Source organism: Duncaniella freteri (assembly GCF_004766125.1).
GTDB lineage: Bacteria > Bacteroidota > Bacteroidia > Bacteroidales > Muribaculaceae > Duncaniella > Duncaniella freteri.
Genome location: NZ_SJSA01000001.1, coordinates 1,376,148 through 1,400,215, shown reverse-complemented (window position 1 = coordinate 1,400,215; position 24,068 = coordinate 1,376,148). Strand labels below are relative to the sequence as shown.

Genomic DNA, 24,068 nt, shown 5'->3' with positions numbered 1-24,068 from the left:
TCCCGCCTACCAGTTACCGAGAGTAGCATTGAATATCAGGTCCACCAGCTCCTTGGATATCTGGCTGCACAGCTCATCCTGCACATCCGTAAGCATCTCGCTCGAATCGAAATCCCTATATGCACTGAATGTCTGGTCCACATCCTTGCCCTCCTGCTTATTGTCGATATACTTCACCCTCACCTGTATGGTAAGCCTGGTCTTGGACGCATATGCATTCTCAGTCACGGCCTGAGGCGAAAGCGAATACCCCGTGATCTCGCCCTCAAGCTGTAGATCACCGCCCGAATCCACTGTCCGCAGGCGGGTGTTGCGCGATATATAGTCCAGCAGCTCATTCTCAAAGGTCTGCTGCAAAGGAGGATACACAAGCGCAGCTCGTATCGGGAACTGCGACACATAGATTGTCTTGTACACATTATAGTCTATGGCAGCACCGTTGAGCTTATAACTGATCGTGCATCCTGCCACTGCGAGAAGGAATGCAAGCATAGCCAGAGGCCGGAGAATTATACGGAGTGTTTTCATTCAGATCACAGGAATTTACCGCAAAAATACTAAAAACCACTCTAATCTACAACTTTTCAGCCCCCGCCTTTCACACCTTTCCGTCACGGCATTTCAGTTTTCGGCATGAATCACCCTTCCTCCGAAATCACCCTTCCTCAGCGGCATATACCTGAGATAGCAATACACAGCGGCCGCGAGCGCGATCCCGCCGCCTATATATCCTATATCGGACATCATGCCATGGTCCGACACCACCCCGCCAACAAAGGCTCCGGCTCCGATCCCGAGATTGAAGATGCCTGAATACAGGCTCATCGGCACAGCCGAATCCCTCGGAAACAGCGTCACAATCTCATTCTGGAACGCTATGTTGTACACAGTCATGCACAATCCCCAGGCAACGCACACACAGGATATCAGCAACGGCGCGGCATACGTCACCGGAAGCAGCATAGCCATCATCGCCGGAAGCCCGAAGCACGCACCGGTTATGAGCGCACGCGAATACCGGCCGTAATACCTCGATATAATATAACTGCCGGCAAGCCCGGCAAAGCCGAACAGCGACAGCGTCACTGTCACCACACCCGCGGGCATGGCTGCCACCTGGAGCAAAAACGGCTCCACATAGCTGTAGCCCGTATAATGCCCGGTCACCATCATGGCTGTTATTATATATATAGCTATCAGAGGCTTGCACCTCACAAGATCCCGGAGCATATCCCTCCTTGACTCGGACTCCTCACCTTTTTCAATAGTAGGAAACTTTAGCCACAGCCCCATAAGCACAAGGAAGGCAAGCACTCCGAGGGCGGCAAACGTCATTCTCCATCCCGCCACTATACCGAGCACACGCCCCAGAGGCAGACCCGCTACAAGAGCCACCCCGCCGCCTGCCACAAGCGCGCTCAACGCCGTGGCACGCCTTGATTTCGGAGCCACAGCGACAGCCATAGCCGGAGCTATCGACCAGAACAGCGAATGGGCCAATGCCACACCTATGCGCGACACCATCAGCGAATAATACCCTGTGGAGAGCACCGTGGCTATATGGCTGACCACGAACACGCCCACAACTCCAAGCATGAGCCGGCGATACTCCATCCTGGCAAAAAGCAGCATCAAAGGCAGCGACATAAGAGCCACCACCCAGGCATACACCGTGATGAGCATACCGGCGCGAGCCTCGCTCACGCCAAACGACCCCGCTATATCGCTAAGCAGCCCTATCGGGATCAGTTCTGACGTATTAAATGTGAAACCTGCCACTGTCAGTATGCACAGCGGCACCCAGAATCTTTCCATAATAATTCCTGAAATTCTTACGCGGCACCGTGCCGCCACGGTCACAACTCTGCCGACTTCTCTCCGCTCAGCATCCCGCAGGCGGCCTCGATATCCTCTCCGCGCGATGCACGTATGGTAGTAATTACGCCGAGCGAGTTCAGGCGGTCACGGAAACGCTCCATCACATCCTTGTCCGACGGCTCTCCGTCAAATCCCGGTATAGCGTGAAACCGTATCAGGTTCACACGGCAGTCCACACCCCTCAGCAAGCGGGCAAGAGCCTCGGCGTGACGCATATCGTCATTCACACCTTTCCACATGATATACTCCGCCGACAGCCTGCGCTGATGGGCGAAATCATACTTCTTCATAGCCTCCATCACCTTATAGGCGGGATAAGCCCGCTCCACAGGCATAAGCCCCTCGCGCTCCGAGGGGAACGGCGAATGCACGCTGATGGCGACATGCACCTTCGTCTCGTCGAGCAGCCGTCTGAGCCCGTCCAGCTTGCCGATGCTCGACACCGTGATACGCCTCGGGCTCCATGCAAGCCCCCAGGGCGCAGTGAGCACCTCTACAGCCTTGAGCACCTCAGCCACATTATCCATCGGCTCCCCCATACCCATGAACACTATATTGGTAAGGCTCTCCGATTCAGGGATGGAAAGTATCTGGTTGATGATCCCTGCCGAGCTGAGATCTCCGTGATAGCCCTGCCTGCCTGTCATGCAGAAACGGCAGCCCATGCGGCACCCTGCCTGCGACGACACGCACAGCGTGGCCCTGTCCTTATCCGGAATATACACCGCCTCGACATCCCGTCCACCTTCGCCGTGAGTGAGGTAGTCAACCCCCTCTCCGCGCGTGGCAAACAGGTACTTCACCGTCCCGTCAGCCGAACGCGACTCAAGCTTCGGTGCCGACCTGCCTATGGTATACCTCTCGGCAAGCCACTGCCTTGCGCTCTTGGGCAATTCGGTCATCTCGTCGATATTCTTGGCACGCCCCACATACAGCCGGCGAGCCATCTGCTTGGCGGCAAAAGGCCTAAGCCCAGCCTCCTTCACCACTGCCTCAAGTTCCGGCAGGGTCATGCCTAAAAGCGGACGCTTACAGCCCGTCACAGCATCATTCACCTTATCCATTTGCATCTATTATCGTAATTCAAGCCCCTTGTTTCCCGAGGCATTTCCTTGCGGCGGCGATATCATCCTTCACCTGCGCGGCAAGCTTGTCAGTGTTGGGGAACCTCCTCTCCGGGCGCAGATATTTCACAAACTCCACCCTTATCTCCTCATCGTAGATATATCCCACAAAATCAATTATATGAGCCTCTATGGAGATCACATGCCCCCCGGCGTCACCTTCGCTCACCGTAGGGCGGTACCCTATGTTCACCACGCCGCAGCGTCTCACCCCGTCAGGAGTGGTCACATAAGCGGCATAGGCACCGGTCTTGGGCACAAGCTGCTCCGGGGCGGAAGGCATGAGATTGGCAGTGGGAAACCCGAGCGCACGCCCAAGCCTCTTCCCTTCCACCACTCTGCCCGCAAGCGAATAATGCGCGCCTAGAGCTCGCGTCGCATCCTCCACTCGTCCGTCAGTGAGATAACGGCGTATTATCGAGGAGCTGATCGGCGCGGCATCACCACGATACTCCGGAGCCGGAATCACATCCACCCCCACACGCTCGCCTATAGCCCTGTACTGTTCCATACCCTCAAGCCGGTCATGCCCGAAACGGTTGTTGAAGCCGAGCACAAGGGCATCTATGGCATATCTCTTCTTGAGCGTCCTCAGGAACTCCTCGGCACCCATGCGCCGCAGCGAATCGCTGAAACTCAATAGTATGACATCCCTCACCCCCGACTCCCCGATAAGCCTCACACGCTCTTCGAGAGTATTGAGCAGAGCAGGAGCCTCAAGAGGGCGCACAAGCGACAGCGGATGGCGGGAGAACGTCACCACCGAAGGCACAAGCCCGCGGCTGCGGGCCTCAGCCCCAAGATAATCCATAAGGAAACGGTGACCCAGATGCACACCGTCATACATCCCGACGGCTGCAATGCGGCGCACCGACGTGTCCTGTTTAGTTATCAGATTCATGACTTTCTAACAATTATATGAGGGGAAAAGTTATCACGGCATGCCGCCTCGGCAGCTCCCTGGACCGTGGGCACATCTACCTGCGGCTCAGTATCTCCGTGAACTCCGTGCCGGGAGCCACAAGCTCGGCATAGAACCCCAAGGCTCGTGCCGCATCCACATTCGCCTGCGAGTCATCAAAGAACAGCGTCTCCTCAGGCTTTATGCCACACTTCTCGCATGCATAGTCAAATATCTCCCGGTCAGGCTTATAGCACTTTGCCACATAGCTTGCCACCACGCCGTCAAAGTAATCCTTCATCTCCATACCCTCCTCCTGGCGGAACTGTTCAGCTATGAAGCCGTTCATCATTATTGGATTGGTATTGGAAAGCAGGTACACACCGTAACGTTTCCTCAGCTGCCTCAGAGCCCTCAGACGCTCCTGCGGGATACCTGTCAGGAACTGATTGAAAGCACTGTCAATCTCCTCGTCGGTGACCTCCCTGTCAAACAGCGGACGTATCTCCCGGCGGAACTCATCGGCATCTATGTCTCCCCGCTCAAGAGCAAGGAACGCTCCCTTCTGTCCGTACACACCAAGAAACTCATCGGCATCACGCATGCCGAGAGCCTCGAATGCACGCACACAGCGGTCGCGGTCAAGATTCATTATCACGCCGCCCAAGTCAAAGAGCAGATTCTTTATCATATTCAAGCATTAATATTTTTGGCAAAGGTACTAAATTCCTCCCACTTCATTGACGTGACTTGCACATTTTTTTGTAATTTTGCGACTTGTTTAATCAATTATACCAACATTTTCAGCGTGGAAACTAAGTACATATTCGTGACTGGAGGCGTCGTCTCCTCGCTCGGCAAAGGAATCATATCATCCTCGCTTGCCTGTCTGCTCAAAGCTCGCGGCTACAGGGCCACAATACAGAAATTCGACCCTTACATCAACATCGATCCGGGCACACTCAACCCCTACGAGCACGGCGAATGCTACGTCACCGTCGACGGACACGAAGCCGACCTCGATCTCGGGCACTACGAGCGTTTCACTAATGTACCCACCACCCGCGCCAACAACGTCACAACAGGACGCATATACCAGAGCGTGATCGAAAAGGAACGGCGAGGAGACTACCTCGGAAAGACCGTACAGATCATACCGCACATCACCGACGAGATAAAACGCAACGTCATGGCTCTCGGCAAGACTGGCAACTTCGATTTCGTCATCACCGAAATAGGCGGAGTGGTAGGCGACATCGAAAGCCTGCCTTTCCTCGAAGCCGTAAGGCAGCTCCGATGGGAGCTTGAGGGCGACTGCGTATGCGTCCACCTCACCTACGTCCCCTACATCCAGGCGGCAAAGGAGCTCAAGACCAAGCCCACACAGCACTCCGTGAAGCAGCTACAGCAGCTCGGCATTCAGCCCGATGTGCTCGTGCTCCGCACCGAGCACGACATCCCCTCCACGATGAAGAAAAAGATCGCCCAGTTCTGCAACGTGTCCCCCGACGCCGTGGTGCAGAGTGCCGACGCACCCTCCATCTATAAGGTCCCGGTGCTGATGCACCGTCAGCATCTCGACGAGATCGTGATGCGTAAAGCCGGCATAGAACCATCGGGAGAGCCCGACATGAGCGCATGGAACGAATTCCTCGCCCGCATGGACTCTGCCACCGACACCGTGACAATCGGACTCGTAGGAAAATACGTCGAACTCCAGGACGCCTATAAGTCCATCGACGAGTCTCTCTTCCAGGCCGCCACCTACTGCGGAAAGAAAGTCAGCATCCGCTACATCCACTCCGAAAAGATCACCCCCGGCAATGTCGCCTCCCTTCTCGAAGGCATCGACGGAGCCGTCATAGCCCCCGGATTCGGGCAGAGAGGCATCGAAGGTAAGTTCGTCGCCCTCGAATGGTGCCGCACCCACGACCTGCCCACCTTCGGCATATGCCTCGGCATGCAATGCATGGTGATAGAATTCGCACGCAACGTCCTCGGGCTTAAGGACGCCAACTCCACCGAGATGGCTCCCAACACACCTCACAACGTCATCGACCTGATGGAAGAGCAGAAGAGCATCCACAACATGGGCGGAACAATGCGCCTCGGAGCCTACGGCTGCACCCTCCGGCAAGGGTCAAGAGTCGCATCGGCCTACGGATCACTCCACATCAGCGAGCGTCACCGCCACCGCTTCGAGTTCAACAGCGACTACCGCACCCGCTTCGAGGAAGCGGGCATGCAATGCGTTGGCGAGAACCCCGACACCGGCCTGGTCGAAGTCGTCGAGATCCCGCAACTCCGCTGGTACATCGGCACACAGTATCACCCCGAATACTCCTCCACCGTACTATCCCCCTCGCCTCTCTTCCTTGACTTCATGAAATCAGCAATAGCCTATAAAGACGAAAAGATAAAATAACGATAATGGACAAAAACACCCTTACCGGCCTGCTACTGATGGGCCTCGTGATTTTTGGCTTCATGTGGCTCAACAAGCCGTCAGCAGAAGAGCTTGAACGCCAGCGTCAGGAACGCGCACGCATGGAAGCCGAAGCTACACAGAAAGCAGCCGATCTCAGCGACCTCACTCTCGACTCCATAACCCCTGCCGAAACAGCATCAATCGCAGCGACAATACGCGAGCTCGGACAGTCCGACACCCTTATCGGGCTGACCCGCCTCCACGTCGACAACGTAAACCTCACCCTCGACGCTCAGGGACAGGTTGCCGGAACAGTCGAGGCAAACGGACAGCAGATACCGGTCGCACCCCTCCTCGCCAACGATGTCGCATCAATGAAACCCTCGGTCGCAGCCGCTGCCGTAAGAAACCTCCGTGAAGGGCTCGCGACAGCCGCAAGATACCGCGGATTCGCACGCCACCTCTCCGGCGACAGCACCACCGTGACCCTCGCCAACAACCTCCTCACACTTGAGATATCCAACAAGGGCGGCGCCATAGCACGCGCTTCGCTCAACGACTACAAGAGCTACGACTCGACAGCCGTAACCCTCCTCGCCCCGGCCACCGATTCCTACTCGTTCACCCTCACATCTGCCACCCAGAGGTTCGAGACAAGCGAATTCTTCTTCACTCCGGTAGTGGAGAACGACTCCACAGTCACAATGATGCTCGACCTCGGCGACGGAGCCTCATGGGGCATACGCTACACACTCCACCCCGACAGCTACCTCGTGGGGATAGATGTCGTACAGTCAGGCATGCAGGCGATCATCCCATCCTCGGTGGCGACAATGGACTTCACCTGGCACCAGAAGATGCGACGCCTCGAAGCCGGACGCGTATTCGAGGAACGCAACTCTGCCCTATACTACATGTTCCCCGACGGCGATGTCGACAACCTCAGCGAAGGGAGCGACGACAGCGAAGAGATCAACCAGCGCGTCAAATGGGTGAGCTGCAAGAACCAGTTCTTCTCAGCAGTCCTCATGGCTCGCTCCAACTTTGCCGCAGCCGACCTCAGCAGCCGCATCCTTGAGCACGACCCCGACTACATCAAGAAGATGGAGATAGCCCTCACTCTCGACTACTCCGCCACCCTCGCCAACCCCGCATCCTTCGTGATGTACCTCGGCCCCAACTCCTACCCCATAATGAAGGATGTCGAGAAGAACATATTCCCCGACGAGAATATGCACCTCACCAACCTCATACCCCTCGGATGGCCCATATTCCGGTGGATCAGCACCCTCATCATCATTCCGGTGTTCAGCTTCCTCGGATCATTCATATCCAACTACGGTATAATAATCCTCATCCTCACCATCTTCATAAAGGTGATCCTCTACCCCTTCACCTACAAGAGCCTCATCTCGCAAGCCAAGATGCGCCTGCTCGCACCCGAGCTGAAAGCGATCAACGAGAAATATCCCGGCAACGAGAACGCCATGAAACGCCAGCAGGAATCAATGGCACTCTACTCTCGCGCCGGAGCCAACCCCATGTCGGGATGCCTCCCCATGCTTCTGCAGATGCCCGTCCTCGTGGCGATGTTCTGGTTCTTCCCCTCTGCGATAGAGCTCCGCGGCGAGTCATTCCTTTGGGCAAAGGACCTCGCAGCCCCCGACGCCATAATATCATGGACAGCCGACATTCCGCTCATATCATCCACATTCGGCAACCACATAAGCCTCTTCTGCCTCCTCATGACCATCACAAACATCGTGTACACCTACCTCAACATGCAGACCCAGGCATCCTCCGGTATGCCCGGAATGAAATGGATGATGTACCTCATGCCGCTGATGTTCCTGTTCATCTTCAACAACTACGCCGCAGGCCTCAGCTACTACTACCTCCTGTCACTCCTCATCACAATCATCATGACATTCATCTTCCGCAAGGTCGTATCCGAGGAGAAGATGCGAGCCAAGATGGCTGAAAACGCCAAAAAGCCCAAGAAAAAAGGCTGGATGGCCACAAAACTCGAAGAAGCGCAGAAACAGCAGGAAGCAATGCTCCGCGAGCAGCAGCGCCGCAACCGCCGACGCTGACAAGCAGCCCTCTGCCAAAACCCTTACCACCACGGACATCCTATGGGAAAAAACAAGCTCAAGAAGTTCGCCGAAATGGAGACGCTTCCATGCGTCCACCAGTACCCCTTTGCCGACCTCAAAGCCACAGGCACCTGCCCCCTCAGGGGCAGGTGGAATGAGGACGTCTTCCACAACCCCGCTCCCATCACCCTCGAACTCGGATGCGGCAAAGGCGAATACGCCGTCGGCATGGGACGCACCTACCCCCACCGCAACTTCATAGGCATCGACATCAAAGGGGCACGCATGTGGACCGGAGCCCGCCAGGTATGCGACGAGGGTCTCTCCAACGTCGCCTTCCTTCGCACCTCCATCCATCTCCTCCCACACTTCTTCGCCCCCGGAGAAGTGTCCGAGATATGGATCACATTCCCCGATCCACAGATGAAGAAAGTCAACAAGCGTCTCACAGGCACCCACTTCCTTGAGATATACCGTCAGGTGCTCGCCCCGGGAGGAATAATCCACCTCAAGACCGACTCGCCATTCCTCTACGCCTACACCACAGGAATGATAAGCCACAACTCCCTCCCGCTCATCGCCGCCACCGACGACCTCTACCACTCCCCCCTCGCCCCACAGGTACCCCCCATCACCACCTACTACGAGCAGCAATGGCTCTCGCGAGGGATCCCGAGCAAATACATATCCTGGCACCTCCCCCCGAAGCCACCCTCTCCGAGCCCGATCTCGACATAGAGCCTGACACATACCGCTCATTCGGACGCGGCACCCTCCAAGGCTCATGACCCACATCCATCACTGATCCCCATCACCCCGACCAAGTATTAAGCTATGACCCTCTACCCTACCCTCATCACCCAGGCACTCGCCACAGTGCGCTACCCAGGCAACGGCAAAAACATAGTAGAGAACTCAATGGTTGCCGACGACATTCGCATCGACGGCGACACCGTAAGCTTCACCCTCATCTTCGACAAGCCCACCGACCCCTTCATGAAGTCAGTGGCAAAAGCTGCCGAAGCAGCCATACACACCCACATATCCCCCCAGGTCGCAGTCACCGTGCACACCGCAGCACGCCAGCCGGCTCCTGCTGCCCCTGCACCCATACTCCCTGGTGTGAAGAACATCGTAGGCATATCCTCCGGCAAGGGTGGTGTAGGCAAATCCACCGTCGCAGCCAACCTCGCCACAGCCCTCGCCCGCGAAGGCTACAGAGTAGGGCTCCTCGACGCCGACATCTTCGGCCCCTCGGTCCCCAAAATGTTCGGCATAGAGGATGAACAGCTCTACATCCACGAAGTCGACGGACGCCAGATGATAATCCCCATCGAACGCTACGGCGTAAAGGTCCTCTCAATAGGATTCCTCGTCGACAAAGACAAAGCTGTGATGTGGCGCGGCTCAATGGCATCCAACGCCCTCAAGCAGCTCATAGCCGAAGCCGACTGGGGCGAACTCGACTACTTCCTCATCGACATGCCCCCAGGCACAAGCGACATACACCTCACCCTCGTCCAGACACTCGGAATGACAGGCATAGTCGTAGTCACCACACCACAGGAAGTCGCGCTCGCCGACGCACGCAAAGGCATCTCCATGTTCCGTGACGAAAAGGTCAACGTCCCCATCCTCGGGCTCGTCGAAAACATGGCATACTTCACCCCCGCACCCCACCCCGACGAACGCTACTACATCTTCGGTCGCGAAGGTGGCATACGCCTCGCCGAGCACCTCGGAGTGCGTCTCCTCGCACAGATACCCCTGGTAGGCTCCATCGCCGACAGCGGTGACAACGGCTCACCCATAGCCCTATCCGACACCGTGACAGGCACAGCCTTCGCCCACCTCGCCCACGAGGTGATCGACGCAGTAGCCGAGCGCAACTCCACCCTCCCTCCCACCACCAAAGTCGAGCTGAAGCACTGACCGCCAAGCTAAAATATACACATAATTATAAAGATTTACCCCTGCTACAACTATCTGTAGCAGGGGTAACTTTTATACGATTCTCAACAATAGGACAAAGCACAAAACGCTCTGATCTCGATATAAAAAAATGCCACAGCCTCCGCTATGACACCACAAAAATATTGAATATTTTACAATTTACAAAATCATAATCCCAATTGCCTCATATTCTCCATCAGAGGCAACATCACAAACTCCCGCTCCCTCATCCTCGGATGCGGCAGAGTCAACCGTGGCGTATCCATCCTCACATCATCCACCATAATGATGTCGATATCGATAGCCCGGTCCACATATCCCCCCGCGGCATCCCTGTGAGGAGCATCATCTATCTCACCCTGCACCCTCTGCGTAATGTCAAGCAACTCCAGAGGATCATACTCGCGCACAGTCCTCACACCCACACCGACATTAACAAACCTGTTGGGCGACTCGAACCCCCACGGCTCCGACTCCATAGCCTCCGACACCGCATACACCCCCGGAAGCTCCAGTCTCAGCAGCTCCACAGCCCTATCTATAAACGCCCGACGGTCACCACAGTTCGACCCGATATTCAGAAACACAATCATATCTCAACCGCAATAAAAATAAAAAAACAACAGAAACAGCAGAACAACAGAAGCAGAACAGCAAAAAAACAGGAGAACAGCTCAATACAGACACTCACGTCCTCCTGTCCTCCTGTCTTTATATCATCAGACAAAACTATAGCCCTCTGGTACTATGGTCCAAAAACCATTTAGTACCCTGGTCCAAAGTTCTCCTGTTCTCCTGTCTTTATATCATCCGACAGAACTATAGCCCTCTGGACCTATGGTCCAAAAACCATTTAGTACTCTGGTCCAAAGTTCTCCTGTTCTCCTGTCTTTATATCATCCGACAGAACTATAGCCCTCTGGTCCTATGGTCCAAAACCATTTAGTACTCTGGTCCAAAGTTCTCCTGTTCTCCTGTCTTTATAATCCAACAGAACTATAGCCCTCTGGTCTAAAGAGACTTCTTAACCTCGACCTCCTCGAAGCCCTCGATAATATCACCCTCCTGGATGTCATTATATCCGGCAATCGACAGACCGCAGTCATAACCCGAAGTCACCTCCTTCGCATCATCCTTCATACGCTTGAGCGAACCAAGCTCACCCGTATACCGCACGATACCGTCACGTATCAGGCGCACCTTACAGCCACGCTTGATCTTGCCCTCACGCACGATGGCACCGGCGATGGTACCCACCTTCGAGATATGGAACGTCTGGAGCACCTCGGCAGTACCGGTGATCTCCTCCTTGATCTCAGGAGCAAGCATGCCAGCCATAGCATCCTTCACCTCCTCGATAGCCTGGTAGATCACAGAATAGAGGCGTATCTCCACACCGTCACGCTCTGCCGCACGGCGGGCAGCCTGCGACGGGCGCACCTGGAAACCGATTATGATGGCATCCGAAGCGGCAGCAAGCGTCACATCGCTCTCCGAAATCGCACCCACAGCCTTGTGGAGCACATTCACCTTCACCTCCTCGGTAGAAAGCTTGATGAGCGAATCCGACAGAGCCTCGATCGAACCGTCCACATCACCCTTCACGATAATGTTGAGCTCATGGAAATTGCCTATCGCACGGCGGCGGCCGATCTCCTCAAGAGTAGTACGCTTAGCGGTACGCAAGCCAAGCTCCCTTTGCAGCTGCACACGCTTGCTCGCTATCTCGCGGGCCTCCTGCTCAGTCTCAAGCACATTGAAGGTATCACCCGCAGTGGGAGCACCGTCAAGACCGAGTATCAGCGCAGGCTCAGCAGGACCCGCCTCCTTGATACGCTGGTTACGCTCGTTGAACATAGCCTTCACCTTTCCGAAATGAGTGCCCGCGAGTATCACGTCACCCACATGGAGAGTACCGTTCTGCACCAGCACGGTAGCCACATATCCGCGGCCCTTGTCGAGCGACGACTCTATGATCGAACCCACCGCACGGCGGTCCGGATTAGCCTTCAGATCAAGCATCTCAGCCTCAAGGAGCACCTTCTCCATAAGCTCATCGACGCCCAGACCCTTCTTGGCAGATATATCCTGGCTCTGGTACTTGCCGCCCCACTCCTCCACGAGATAATTCATCTGGGCGAGCTCCTCCTTGATCTTGTCAGGATTAGCGGCAGGCTTATCTATCTTATTGATTGCAAACACTATGGGCACACCTGCTGCCGAAGCATGGTTGATAGCCTCCACTGTCTGGGGCATCACATTGTCATCCGCAGCGACAATGATGATACACAGGTCGGTAACCTTGGCTCCGCGGGCACGCATAGCGGTAAACGCCTCATGGCCCGGAGTATCAAGGAAAGTTATATGGCGTCCGTCGGCAAGCTTCACATTGTATGCGCCGATGTGCTGGGTTATGCCTCCGGCCTCGCCCGCTATCACATTCGCATTGCGTATATAGTCAAGGAGCGATGTCTTGCCGTGGTCCACATGGCCCATCACAGTAACGATAGGCGGACGGTTGGTAAGTTCATCCTCGCTGTCCTCCTCCTGATTGATGGCATCCGACACCTCAGCCGACACATATTCGGTGCTGAAGCCGAACTCCTCGGCTACTATATTTATAGTCTCCGCATCGAGCCTCTGGTTGATTGACACCATCACACCGATGTTCATGCAGGTAGCTATCACATTGTTGATGGGCACATCCATCATCACGGCAAGGTCATTTGCAGTCACGAACTCCGTGATCTGGAGCACACGGCTCTCTGCTGCTGCCTCCTCGGCAGCCTCGCGGGCATGGGAAGCAAAAGCCTCACGCTTCTCCTTGCGCCACTTCACGCCCTTCTTCTGACCCTTGTCCTTGGAGGTGAGGCGGGCGAGAGTCTCGCGCACCTGCTTCTGTACATCCTCCTCGTTCACCTCGGTGTGCACCGGACGCTTGTTGCGGTCCTTTCCGCGGCCGCGGTCATTCCCGCCGCGGTTTGCGCCGCCACGGTTCCCGCCTCCGTTATTGCCGCCTCCGTTGTTGCCGCCACGGCTATTGTTATTGTCGCCTGGCTGGTTGCCGGCCTTTTCGATATCCACCTTCTCCTTTCCGCCGATGCGCTGACGCTTCTTGCGGTTATTGCTGTTACCGCCGGCTGCATTCCCTGCACCCTGCGCTCCCTGACCCTGGCGGTTGCCGGCACGGCGTTCCTCCTTGGTCTTCTTCTTCGGACGGGTCGACTGGTTGAGAGTGGCAAGGTCGATATGCCCTATCACCTTCGGACCTGTCACCTGAGGTTCCGGACTGTAGCGGAACAACTCCGGCTCTCCCGAAGCAGGTGCGGCAGCAGGTGCAGGCTCCTGAGCCTTCTTTTCTGGAGCCGCAGCCTTCGGTGCCTCTGCCTTGGGAGCCGCAGCCTTCTTCTCAGGCTCGGCAGCTTTCGGAGCATGCTGCGCCTTAGGTGCCTCGGCGGGCTTCTGAGACTCCACTGGCTTCTCAGGCTCGGCGGGTTTCACTTCCTCCGCCTTCGGGGCCTCAGCTTTCGGCGCCTCCTTTTCCTCAGGCTCAGCAGGTTTCACTTCCTCTGCCTTCGGAGCTTCCGCCTTGGTGGCCTCGGCTTTCGGGGCCTCGGCGGGCTTCTCAGGCACGGCGGGCTTCACATCCTCCGCCTTCGGGGCCTCAGCTTTCGGTGCATCCTTTTCCTCAGGCTTGGATACTATAGGATTATTCCTGGAGTCAAGCTCTATCTTGCCTATCACCCGCGGACCCTTAGTCGCGGCAGCCACCTCAGTAACGGCATCCGCCTTCGGAGCAGCGGCGACAACAGGCTCAGCCTTGTCCTTCTCCTTGTCCTGACGCATCCTTTCGATACGCTCACGCTCCTTACGGTCCGGCTGGAAAGCCTCTACAAGTACGTTGTAGGCAGCTTCGTCGATACGTGTGTTAGGGTTGGCATCTATCGAGATGCCCTTCTTCTGCAACTGCTCCACAACCGTAGGAATGGAGACATTGAATTCTTTGGCGGCTTGACTAATTTTTATTCTCGGCATATAATATTCTGAACGAAGCCTCCCGTACCTTGCGCGAGCGGCTACTTGTTGTGAGTGAGATTGTTTTTATAAAAAAATGGAGAGGCGGATGGATTATCGAGGGGCGCGTATACCGCTACTCCTCCTCGAATTCCGCCTTGAGTATGGCTATGACATTGTCAACGGTGTCCTCCTCAAGGTCGGCCTGGTCGATGAGTGCCTGGCGCGGAGTGTTGAGCACATTCTTGGCTGTGATGCAACCCATATTCTTGAGGGCATCGATCACCCATCCGTCGATCTCATCCTTGAACTCGTCAAGATAGATGTCCTCATCCACCTGGTCGGGGGTGTCACGGTACACATCTATGGTATATCCGGTGAGCATCGAGGCAAGCTTGATATTCATGCCCCCCTTGCCGATAGCGAGCGACACCTCCTCAGGGCGCAGGAACACCTCAGCCTTCTTATCCTCCTCGTCCAGATGGATCGACGAGATCTTGGCAGGGCTGAGAGCACGCTGTATGAACAGCGACGGATTAGAAGTATAATTGATCACATCGATATTCTCGTTGCGGAGCTCACGCACTATTCCATGTATGCGCGAACCCTTCACACCCACGCAGGCTCCTACAGGATCGATACGGTCGTCAAAGCTCTCCACTGCTATCTTCGCGCGCTCACCGGGAATGCGGGCCACAGCCTTGATGTTGATCAGACCGTCTATTATCTCAGGCACCTCGCGCTCAAAGAGGCGGCGCAGGAATGTGTCGCTGGTACGCGACACTGTGATCTTGGGATTATTGTTCTTGTTATCCACATTATGTATCACCGCCAGCACAGTCTCCCCCTTGCGGAAAAAATCGCCGGGTATCGACTGGTTCTTCGGGAGCAGAAGCTCATTCTTCTCATCATCCATGAGAAGCGTCTCGCGCGACCATGTCTGGTACACCTCGCCCGACACAAGCTCACCTTCCATCTCCTTGAACTTGGCATAGATCGCCTCCTTCTGCAGATCAAGGATCTTAGACTGAAGGGTCTGACGCAGATTAAGGATGGCACGGCGGCCGAAATCGGCAAAGAATATCTCCTTCGTGTGCTCCTCTCCGATCTCCACATCAGGGTCCTCGTCAGCGCGGGCATCGCTCAGGGATATCTGCAGGTTCGGATTGGTCACCTCGCCGTCCGGGACTACCTCAAGATTCTGGAATATCTGCACATCACCCTTGTCCGGGTTCATGATCACGTCAAGATTCTCGTCCGTGCCAAACATCTTCGCAAGCACATTCCTGAACGACTCCTCAAGCACACTGACCATCGTAGCCTTGTCGATATTCTTAAGTTCCTTAAACTCGGCAAAACGCTCCACCATGTTGGGAGCTTCCTCTTTCTTAGCCATACAATCTATATAAGGGGTGTTTATTTAATTTTTGTAACTATTAGAAATCAAAATGATAGGCCACCTGCCGGCAATCAGCCACTGCAAGCGTAAGCGGCTCAGCCACCTGCCGGGGACGCTTCTCCCCGGCGAGCTTAACCTTCCTGGTCACCTCGATAGTGAACTCCGACCCGTCCTCGCTCACTGACGTGAGCCGCCCTTTCAGCTTCCGGCCGTCACAGGTCAGCACATCCACATCATCTCCGATATGCTTCTCGTACTGCCGCCTCACCTTGAAAGGTGCCGACAGCGACGCTGTCCCCACCTCAAGAGAATAGTCCTCGACATCGCGGTCCAATGCCTCGTTGAGCAGGCGGTTCACCTCACTGCAAAAATCCAGGTCGACACCTGTGGCAGAGTCAAGCTCCACCACTATATCATTGTCTTCCGACACCGTCACGTCAACCACATAGGCATCAGTGCTCTCGATAGCCCGTTCAACGAGCCCAGCTATCTTCTCTCTTTCAATCATAGGAAATACAAAAAAACGTGGAGGAAGCCCCCTGGCCCCCTCCGCGACTTTTCACCTGCAAAGTTAATAATAATATGTGTAATACCCCACCCGGCACGCCGCAATCATCATATCTATTCACACTATTTAACTATATTTAACTCCATGCCGAATTTTATTCCGCCCAGATTATGAATTCTGAATTAATTTTCCTACCTTTGCACCCTGAAAACCGCAATCTCTGGACGGGACAAGCAGCCCGCTATATTGCGGGGAATGTTAACATTTTAATATACGTATAAAAATGGACTTAATTAAAGTTGTCAACGAGGCTTTTGCCACAGGCAAACAGCACCCCGATTTCCAGCCGGGCGACACCATCACAGTCGCTTACCGCATCAAGGAAGGCAACAAGGAGCGTATCCAGCAGTACCGCGGAGTAGTGATCCGCATCTCAGGTGACGGCGAGAAGAAACGCTTCACAGTGCGCAAGATATCCGACAACATCGGCGTTGAGCGCATCTTCCCCATCGAGTCACCCTTCATCGACTCGATCACAGTCAACAAGTACGGTAAAGTACGCCGCGCAAAGCTCTACTACCTTCGCAACCTCACCGGCAAGAAGGCACGCATCAAGGAGCGTCGCGTAGTCAAGAAAGACTAATTGCCACTGGAGGGGAGAGGTGGACACACACCCGCCCCCACGTACTGACAGGAAAAAAGAGACAGCCGATCCCGCATCAGCCGTCTCTTTTTTCGTACCCGCGTGAACCAACCGCATCCCAGCCTTGTTATACAGATGAACGTCCGAACTATTGTTTATGAAAGGGAAAGCAAGATTGTTAATGGTGTTAGCAGCGTTAAGTCCCCTGTGCCTACAGGCCCAGGGGATCGCTGACATCATCAAGGCACTGCGCACAGCACAGTCCTACACCGCCCGGGCAACATTCACCGTCACACTCCCCTCAAGGGACGACGACGTGACCTACCGCCTCAGCCTCGCCGGCACACCCTCACCCGCCGACACCCTGTCCCCATGCTCCTATCTACTGCAATGGGAGCTCGACACCCCCTCAGGACCCTCCCGCGGATGGTCATCCTACTTCAACGGCAACCTCTATGCCTACCGCGACCACCGCATACGCGAATACCACACCTCCTGGGACCCCTCACCGTTCGCCTCAGCAAAAGGCAGCCGCACCACAGGCGTACAGCGCACCACCCAGTTCGTATCCCTGCTCCCCCACTACCTCGCCGACGAACTCACCGCAATGTCCGCCGACACCCTCCACACCATCTGCCCCCCACAGCCCGCATCATGCGACGGCACCGACGCCATCCGCATCGACACACGCATGACCGTCAACAGCGAGACAGTCCAGGAGAAAAGCTACTGGTTCGACTCAGCCACACTCCTGCCCCTGCGCATCGACACCGAAAGCAACCCCGGCTCCATCACCGAGCAATCCATCAGCGTGCGCTACACACCCACAGCCACACCCGCCGAAGTGCCACAGACCGAAGAGACCCTCATAAGCCTCTTCCCCGAACACTTCGAAAAATACCGCGAAAGCAACTTCAGCATCGAAAACCTCCGCGGCACCCCCCTCCCCACATTCGCCCTGCCCACAGCCACAGGCGAACGCTACACCCATCATCGCGGCGAACCCTTCCGCGCCCCCACAGTCATAGCGCTTCTCGACCCCTCCACCTCATTCAGCCCGCGCATAGTCACCGACCTGCGCACCGCCATCGACAGCTCACCCACAGCCGCCGACATCATCTGGGCAGTCACAGGCACCGACACCGACGCCGCCGAAAACACAGCCCCCGGACTGCGTCCCGGCGAACACCTCCTCATCAACTCCTCAAGCCTCGCGCGCGACTGCGGAGCAGCCTCACTCCCGGTAATACTCATAGCCGACACCTCCGGCACCGTCCGGAAAGTGATCCTCGGCTACACCGCCGACCTCCCCACCCTCATCCTGCAATCCATAGCCCTCCTCACCCCAACCGACTGACATCCAGACAAACAAAACCACCCCTGCCTCTTCCTCCCGATAACCGTAGGGCGGGGGCACGCCCCCGCCGGCATCCGACATTATTTATTGTCCCCCCCTCAGGACTATCCCCCCCACATCTCTGCTCCACACCCCTCCTGCCGTATGCCATAACCCTATAGCTCTATAGCACTATAGTCCAAAAGTCCTCCTGTTCTCCTGTCTTAAACCCTATAGCCCTCTGGGTCTCTGGCCTAAAACCCTCCTGTTCTCCTGTCTTATCCCCCTGGTCCTATGGTCCAAAATAAATTACACTCATAAAAACTAACAAAATATGGAAACCGTACTCTTCAAAGGAACACCCTGCCACACATGCGGCACAGTCCCCGGCATAGGCGAGACAGCACCATGCTACCACCTCACCGCACCCGACCTCTCACAGATACTATGCTCCGACTTCGCCGACAAACGCGTAGTCCTCAACATCTTCCCGAGCCTCGACACACCGGTATGCGCCACCTCCGTGCGACGCTTCAACCAGGAAGCAGCCAGCCTCGACAACGTAGCCATCATATGCGTATCCATGGACCTCCCCTTCGCAATGGGACGGTTCTGCACCATCGAAGGCATCGACAACGTAATCTTCGGATCAGCATTCCGCTCACCACTCTTCGGGCAGAAATACGGACTACAGCTCGTTGACGGACCCCTCGCAGGACTCCTCACCCGATGCGTCCTCATCCTCGACGAAAACCGCCGCGTCATCTACCGCGACCTCGTCCACGAAATCACCAGCGAGCCCGACTACGCCGCAGCACTGAAAGCCCTCCAAAAGTAGGGCGGGGCGCGCCCCCGCCGGTACCGACGCAAACACCGACAGAAACACAACAAACATCCAAAACAAAAAAACACCATAAAAAAGATTCCAATATGGCGACCCGCCACATTGGAATCTTTTTTTCGCAAAAACAATTGACATTACTACACATTTTTAGTAACTTTGCACCCAAAGTTGCCAAAATGAAACGTAAGACCTACCAGGGACTCACATTCCGTCCCTTCATCGAAAATGAAGAAATACGCCAGCGTGTAGCCACCCTTGGCAAAGCCATATCCGCCGACTACACCGACAGCTACCCGCTACTCGTATGTGTGCTCAACGGAGCGGCACCGTTCGCGCTCGACCTCTTCCGCGCCATCGACATCGACGCCGAGATCACCTTCATACGCCTCAAAAGCTACGAAGGCACATCATCGACAGGCTCCGTAAAACAGATAATGGGGCTCTCCGAGGACATCTCCGGACGTGATGTTATCATTATCGAGGACATCATCGACACCGGACACACCATGACCCGCCTCCAGGCCGACATCAAGGCAATGAACCCCTCGTCAGTACGGATAGCCACACTCCTCTTCAAGCCCGAAGCACTCCAGGTACCAGTGACCCCCGACTACGTCGGCTTCGAGATACCCAAAAAATTCATCATCGGCTACGGACTCGACATCGACGGCAAGGCACGCAACCTCAACGACATCTACGTACTCGACGAATGATCCGCCGCCGGCAGGCCCTCTCCCCCACCCCTCCCTGCATCCGGGCAATCATCCCTCACAGCCAACCCTCCTCACCGGAACCGTCAATCCTGAAACACTCTCCCTCCTCAGCCATCTAACACCCCGGGACGTGAGTCCCGACACAATAATTATAGAACTTCCATTCTGATAGGCTTTTTAGTAGAATGTTTAATCTTGTAATTTTTGGAGGCCCGGGCAGTGGCAAGGGCACTCAAAGCGAAAAACTCATCGACCGCTACGGTCTCACTCACATATCAACAGGCGAAGTACTGCGTGGCGAGATCGCCGCAGGCACCGAACTCGGCAAAATAGCCGACTCCTACATATCCAAGGGCAACCTCATCCCCGACGACCTTATGGTAAGCATACTCGCAGCCAAAGTCGACCGACTCATGCCCTCATCCAAAGGATTCATATTCGACGGATTCCCACGCACCATACCGCAGGCCGACGCCCTCAGCGAAATGCTCGAAAAACGCGGCGAGAAAATCCACTCTGTGATCGGACTCGAAGTCCCCGACGATGTGCTCACCGCACGCCTCATCGAGCGCGGCAAAGTATCCGGACGCGACGACGACAACGCCGACACCATACGCAAACGTCTCGACGTATACCACAACACCACATCACCCCTGCGTGAATACTACATACGCGACGGCAGATACCGCTCAATACACGGAATCGGCTCCATCGACGAGATATTCACCCGGATAGTGGAAAAAATCGAACAATAACCCCTCCCCCTCACATCCCCCCGACAATGCAACCCAACCCCGCCGACGAGCAGCTCTCGTACTCACAGAGCATCAACGAGCTTGAGAACATCGTGCGCCTCATGCAAAGCGACAAGTGCGACATCGACAGCCTCGCCGACTACACTCGCCGCGCCACCGAGCTCCTCCACATGTGCCGCCAACGCCTCACAGCCACCGAGGAGCAGCTACGCGCCACCCTCGCATCCCTTCAGCAGCAATAACTCCAATCATCAACCATAAGAAACCAATGAAAACATTACCTCTCACCGTCATCGCTCTTGCCGCGATAGCATCATCATGCAGCCGCGGCAACTCCGAGCACCTGGCAAGCGTCAACCCAGCCTACATCGACACCACGATAGCTCCGGGCCACGACTTCTACAACCGCATCAACAAAGGCTGGATCGAGGCAAACCCCCTCACCGCCGAACATGCCCGCTACGGACAGTTTGATGTGATCAACGACACCTGCGAGGCTCGCGTGCGCAGCCTCGTGGAAGGACTCGGATCAACCGATCCGCAACCCGGCACCGTAGCCCACAAGGTATGGACCGTATACTCCCTCGCAATGGACACCGCACGCCGCAACACCGAAGGAGCCAAACCCATCCTCGCCGACCTCAAAAAGATCGAGGACACCCCGCGCGAAGGAATGGAGGACCTCTTCATATGGATGCACGGCAACTACGCAAGCCCATTCTTCGGAGCAGGACCGATGGAGGATATGGCAAACTCCACAAAGTACGCCATGTACGTCTCAGGTGCCCGGCTCGGCATGGGCGACCGTGACTACTACCTCCTCGACGACGAGCGCAACACCGCCGTGCGCAACGCCTACAAGACACTCATCGCCACACAGATGCAGAACGCAGGATACTCCAAGGAGGATGCCGACCGCATCACCGGCAACGTGATGAAGATCGAGACAGCCATCGCACGCGACACCAAGACCCGCGAAGAGAGCCGCGACATCGTCGCGATGTACAACCCCTGCACCATCGCACAGGTCAAGGCTGAATACCCCGCCGTCAACTGGGACCGCTTCTTCGTGGAGACAATGGGCATACAGACCCCCGACACCATCATCGTCACCGACCCCAAGACCGTGGCAACAGGCTCCAAGCTAATCTCCACCCTCACCGACCGTGAGATCAAGGACTACTACCTCTGGGACTACGTGAGCCAGGCCGCATCCAAGCTCAGCGACAACTTCACCCAGGCATCTTTCGAGTTCAACAAGGTAATGAGCGGCGTCCAGGAGCTCCGTCCTCTCTGGAAACGCTCCCTCGGTGCCACCGAAGGTGCCCTCGGCGAAGCCATCGGACAGCTCTATGTCGAGAAATACTTCCCCCAGTCCTCCAAGGACTACATGCTCGGACTCGTTGAGAACCTGCGCACAGCCCTCGGAAAGCACATCGACAACCTCGACTGGATGAGCGACTCCACCAAGACACGCGCCCAGGAGAAGCTCGCAGCCTTCACCGTAAAGATCGGATACCCCGACAAGTGGAAGGACTACTCCTCAATGGAGATCGACCCCAGCCTGTCCTACTACGAGAACATGCACAACGCAAGCATGTGGCACCAGCGCGAGACCTACTCCAAGTGGGGCAAGCCTGTCGACCGCACTGAGTGGGGAATGACACCTCAGACAGTCAACGCCTACTACAACCCCCTCGCCAACGAGATCGTGTTCCCCGCAGCAATCCTCCAGGCACCCTTCTTCGACCCCAACGCATCCGACGCTGAGAACTACGGTGGCATCGGCGTGGTGATAGGCCACGAGATGACCCACGGATTCGACGACCAGGGACGCAACTTCGATGCCAACGGCAACATGACCAACTGGTGGACCCCCGAGGACCTCGCCAAATTCGAAGAGAAGACCAAGGGTCTCATCGCCCAGTTCGACGAGGTGGAGGTGCTCCCCGGACTCAAGGCTAACGGCACCTATACCCTCGGCGAGAACATAGCCGACCAGGGCGGACTCCGCGTTGCCATGACAGCCTTCCTCGACTCGCAGGAGAAGAAAGGTGTCGACATCAACTCCCCCGAAGCCAACATCGACGGATTCTCACCCGCCCAGGTATTCTATATGAACTATGCCAACCTCTGGGCAACCAACATCCGCCCCGAAGAGATACGCTCGCTCACCACAGGCGACGTACACTCGCTCGGCATAAACCGCGTCAACGTCACCCTGCGCAACATCGCCCCCTTCTTCGAGGCATTCGGCATCACTGAAAGCGATCCCATGTTCCGCCCCGAATCAGAGCGCGTGATCATCTGGTAAAACGACGCCACACACCTTTACCGGAAAAAGGTAAAGACAGAAGAACAGGAGAACTTTTTATAGGACCAAAGCACCATATATCTATAGGTTTAAAAACCTATCTTATATGGGTGGTCCTATAAAAAGTTCTCCTGTTCTTCTGTCTTTTTAACCCTCTGGTCCTCCGGTCCTCCGGTCTTAAAATCTACTCCGTCATCTGCTCGGGGTGAGACTTCATCTCCTCCTTATCGTGGCGTTCGTATGCCTCGACTATGCGCTGCACGAGCGAGTGGCGCACAATGTCCTTCTTCCCGAACTCCACTCTTCCTATGCCCGGCACCCCCCTGAGGATGTGGAGAGCCTGCACGAGCCCCGACTGCACCGAACGCGGAAGGTCGATCTGCGTGGCATCGCCGGTGATTATCATCTTGGCATTCATGCCAAGGCGGGTGAGGAACATTTTTATCTGGTGCACAGTGGTGTTCTGCGCCTCATCGAGCACGATCACCGCATCATTGAGAGTCCTGCCCCGCATGAATGCCAGCGGGGCTATCTGTATCACATTGGTCTCCATATACTCCTTGAGCTTGACCGCCGGGATCATGTCCTCAAGCGCATCATAGAGCGGCTGGAGATAGGGGTCGATCTTGTCCTTCATGTCGCCGGGCAGGAACCCGAGCTTCTCGCCAGCCTCCACAGCGGGACGCGACAGGATGATCTTGCGCACCTCCTTGTTCTTAAGAGCCTTAACGGCAAGGGCTATCGCTATATAGGTCTTTCCTGTGCCTGCCGGACCGAGCGCAAACGTCAGGTCGTTCTCCCTGAACGCCTTTACCAGAAGAGCCTGATTGGCATTGCGCGGAGATATAGCCTTGCCGTTTATGCCGTAGATGATCACATCGTCCTGCTTCGGTTCGGAAGGGGCATTGCCCTTCACAATATCGAGAATCACCTCCTCGGTAAGCTTGTTGAATCGGGAGCAATACTCCTCCAGCTCCTTGATCTTCCTTTCGAACTCGGCTGTCTCGGCATCGTCGCCTATCACCTTTATCACCGAACCGCGAGCCGCCATGCGCAGCTTAGGGAAGAGGTTGCGTATGAGATGCATATTGCTGTTGTTGACACCATAGAAACTGACAGGGTCAACATTATCGATGATTACAATTCTCTCTATCATAAATAT

The 24,068-nt window shown here is 55.7% G+C and carries 20 protein-coding genes and 1 pseudogene; 11 read left to right on the top strand and 10 right to left on the bottom strand.

Features of this window, described 5'->3' with window-relative positions; genetic code table 11:
- Nucleotides 1–6: 6 nt before the first annotated feature.
- The 5 genes from EZ315_RS05930 to EZ315_RS05910 all read right to left on the bottom strand — a co-directional run bounded on the left by EZ315_RS05930 (nucleotide 7) and on the right by EZ315_RS05910 (nucleotide 4,594).
- Complete coding sequence (locus EZ315_RS05930) at nucleotides 7–528, bottom strand: LptE family protein (protein WP_242452517.1); 522 nt, start codon at nucleotides 526–528, stop codon at nucleotides 7–9.
- A 93-nt stretch (nucleotides 529–621) separates the two neighbouring features.
- Complete coding sequence (locus EZ315_RS05925) at nucleotides 622–1,815, bottom strand: MFS transporter (protein ID WP_135471269.1); 1,194 nt, start codon at nucleotides 1,813–1,815, stop codon at nucleotides 622–624.
- A 41-nt stretch (nucleotides 1,816–1,856) separates the two neighbouring features.
- On the bottom strand, nucleotides 1,857–2,942 hold the full coding sequence (gene rlmN / locus EZ315_RS05920; protein WP_135471268.1) for a 23S rRNA (adenine(2503)-C(2))-methyltransferase RlmN: 1,086 nt from the start codon (nucleotides 2,940–2,942) through the stop codon (nucleotides 1,857–1,859).
- Between the two features lie 19 nt (nucleotides 2,943–2,961).
- A complete protein-coding gene (gene ribF / locus EZ315_RS05915; RefSeq protein WP_135471267.1) occupies nucleotides 2,962–3,903 on the bottom strand; it encodes a riboflavin biosynthesis protein RibF in 942 nt (313 codons plus the stop codon).
- 76 nt (nucleotides 3,904–3,979) lie between these two features.
- Nucleotides 3,980–4,594, bottom strand: coding sequence for an HAD family hydrolase (locus EZ315_RS05910; RefSeq protein WP_135471266.1), 615 nt, complete (start codon nucleotides 4,592–4,594; stop codon nucleotides 3,980–3,982).
- Nucleotides 4,595–4,711: 117 nt separating this feature from the next.
- On the opposite strand from EZ315_RS05910, the gene EZ315_RS05905 reads away from it, so the two are divergent.
- From EZ315_RS05905 to EZ315_RS05890, 4 genes and pseudogenes are all read left to right on the top strand, one after another.
- Nucleotides 4,712–6,328, top strand: a complete 1,617-nt coding sequence (locus EZ315_RS05905; protein ID WP_135471265.1) for a CTP synthase — start codon at nucleotides 4,712–4,714, stop codon at nucleotides 6,326–6,328.
- Nucleotides 6,329–6,333: 5 nt separating this feature from the next.
- Nucleotides 6,334–8,424, top strand: a complete 2,091-nt coding sequence (gene yidC, locus EZ315_RS05900) for a membrane protein insertase YidC (protein WP_135471264.1) — start codon at nucleotides 6,334–6,336, stop codon at nucleotides 8,422–8,424.
- Between the two features lie 42 nt (nucleotides 8,425–8,466).
- Nucleotides 8,467–9,215: pseudogene (trmB, locus tag EZ315_RS05895) on the top strand (tRNA (guanosine(46)-N7)-methyltransferase TrmB).
- Between the two features lie 46 nt (nucleotides 9,216–9,261).
- The gene (locus EZ315_RS05890; RefSeq protein ID WP_135471263.1) at nucleotides 9,262–10,359 is read left to right on the top strand and encodes an Mrp/NBP35 family ATP-binding protein; all 1,098 of its coding nucleotides are present in this window, start codon (nucleotides 9,262–9,264) and stop codon (nucleotides 10,357–10,359) included.
- 188 nt (nucleotides 10,360–10,547) lie between these two features.
- Here the strand turns inward: EZ315_RS05890 and folK are convergent, their stop codons facing one another.
- The 4 genes from folK to rimP all read right to left on the bottom strand — a co-directional run bounded on the left by folK (nucleotide 10,548) and on the right by rimP (nucleotide 16,301).
- A complete protein-coding gene (gene folK, locus EZ315_RS05885; RefSeq protein WP_135471262.1) occupies nucleotides 10,548–10,973 on the bottom strand; it encodes a 2-amino-4-hydroxy-6-hydroxymethyldihydropteridine diphosphokinase in 426 nt (141 codons plus the stop codon).
- 418 nt (nucleotides 10,974–11,391) lie between these two features.
- Nucleotides 11,392–14,415: a translation initiation factor IF-2 gene (gene infB, locus EZ315_RS05880; RefSeq protein ID WP_135471261.1), complete on the bottom strand. Its 3,024-nt coding sequence runs from the start codon at nucleotides 14,413–14,415 to the stop codon at nucleotides 11,392–11,394.
- A 115-nt stretch (nucleotides 14,416–14,530) separates the two neighbouring features.
- Nucleotides 14,531–15,790, bottom strand: coding sequence for a transcription termination factor NusA (nusA, locus tag EZ315_RS05875; RefSeq protein ID WP_135471260.1), 1,260 nt, complete (start codon nucleotides 15,788–15,790; stop codon nucleotides 14,531–14,533).
- 40 nt (nucleotides 15,791–15,830) lie between these two features.
- A complete protein-coding gene (rimP, locus tag EZ315_RS05870) occupies nucleotides 15,831–16,301 on the bottom strand; it encodes a ribosome assembly cofactor RimP (protein ID WP_135471259.1) in 471 nt (156 codons plus the stop codon).
- Between the two features lie 283 nt (nucleotides 16,302–16,584).
- Between rimP and rplS the strand changes: the two genes are divergently transcribed.
- From rplS to EZ315_RS05835, 7 genes are all read left to right on the top strand, one after another.
- Complete coding sequence (rplS, locus tag EZ315_RS05865) at nucleotides 16,585–16,944, top strand: 50S ribosomal protein L19 (protein ID WP_135471258.1); 360 nt, start codon at nucleotides 16,585–16,587, stop codon at nucleotides 16,942–16,944.
- Between the two features lie 157 nt (nucleotides 16,945–17,101).
- On the top strand, nucleotides 17,102–18,301 hold the full coding sequence (locus tag EZ315_RS05860; RefSeq protein WP_135471257.1) for a hypothetical protein: 1,200 nt from the start codon (nucleotides 17,102–17,104) through the stop codon (nucleotides 18,299–18,301).
- A gap of 313 nt (nucleotides 18,302–18,614) precedes the next feature.
- Nucleotides 18,615–19,118 carry a thiol peroxidase gene (gene tpx / locus EZ315_RS05855; RefSeq protein ID WP_135471256.1) on the top strand — a complete coding sequence of 168 codons (504 nt, stop codon included), beginning with the start codon at nucleotides 18,615–18,617 and terminating at the stop codon, nucleotides 19,116–19,118.
- Nucleotides 19,119–19,300: 182 nt separating this feature from the next.
- Nucleotides 19,301–19,837 carry a hypoxanthine phosphoribosyltransferase gene (gene hpt / locus EZ315_RS05850; protein WP_135471255.1) on the top strand — a complete coding sequence of 179 codons (537 nt, stop codon included), beginning with the start codon at nucleotides 19,301–19,303 and terminating at the stop codon, nucleotides 19,835–19,837.
- A 185-nt stretch (nucleotides 19,838–20,022) separates the two neighbouring features.
- Nucleotides 20,023–20,592, top strand: a complete 570-nt coding sequence (locus EZ315_RS05845) for an adenylate kinase (protein ID WP_135471254.1) — start codon at nucleotides 20,023–20,025, stop codon at nucleotides 20,590–20,592.
- A gap of 26 nt (nucleotides 20,593–20,618) precedes the next feature.
- Complete coding sequence (xseB, locus tag EZ315_RS05840) at nucleotides 20,619–20,834, top strand: exodeoxyribonuclease VII small subunit (protein ID WP_135471253.1); 216 nt, start codon at nucleotides 20,619–20,621, stop codon at nucleotides 20,832–20,834.
- 26 nt (nucleotides 20,835–20,860) lie between these two features.
- The gene (locus EZ315_RS05835) at nucleotides 20,861–22,906 is read left to right on the top strand and encodes a M13 family metallopeptidase (RefSeq protein WP_135471252.1); all 2,046 of its coding nucleotides are present in this window, start codon (nucleotides 20,861–20,863) and stop codon (nucleotides 22,904–22,906) included.
- A gap of 184 nt (nucleotides 22,907–23,090) precedes the next feature.
- Here EZ315_RS05835 and EZ315_RS05830 read toward each other — a convergent pair whose 3' ends face one another.
- Entirely contained in the window at nucleotides 23,091–24,062 is a 972-nt protein-coding gene (locus tag EZ315_RS05830; protein ID WP_135471251.1) for a PhoH family protein, read from the bottom strand.
- Nucleotides 24,063–24,068: the final 6 nt, after the last annotated feature.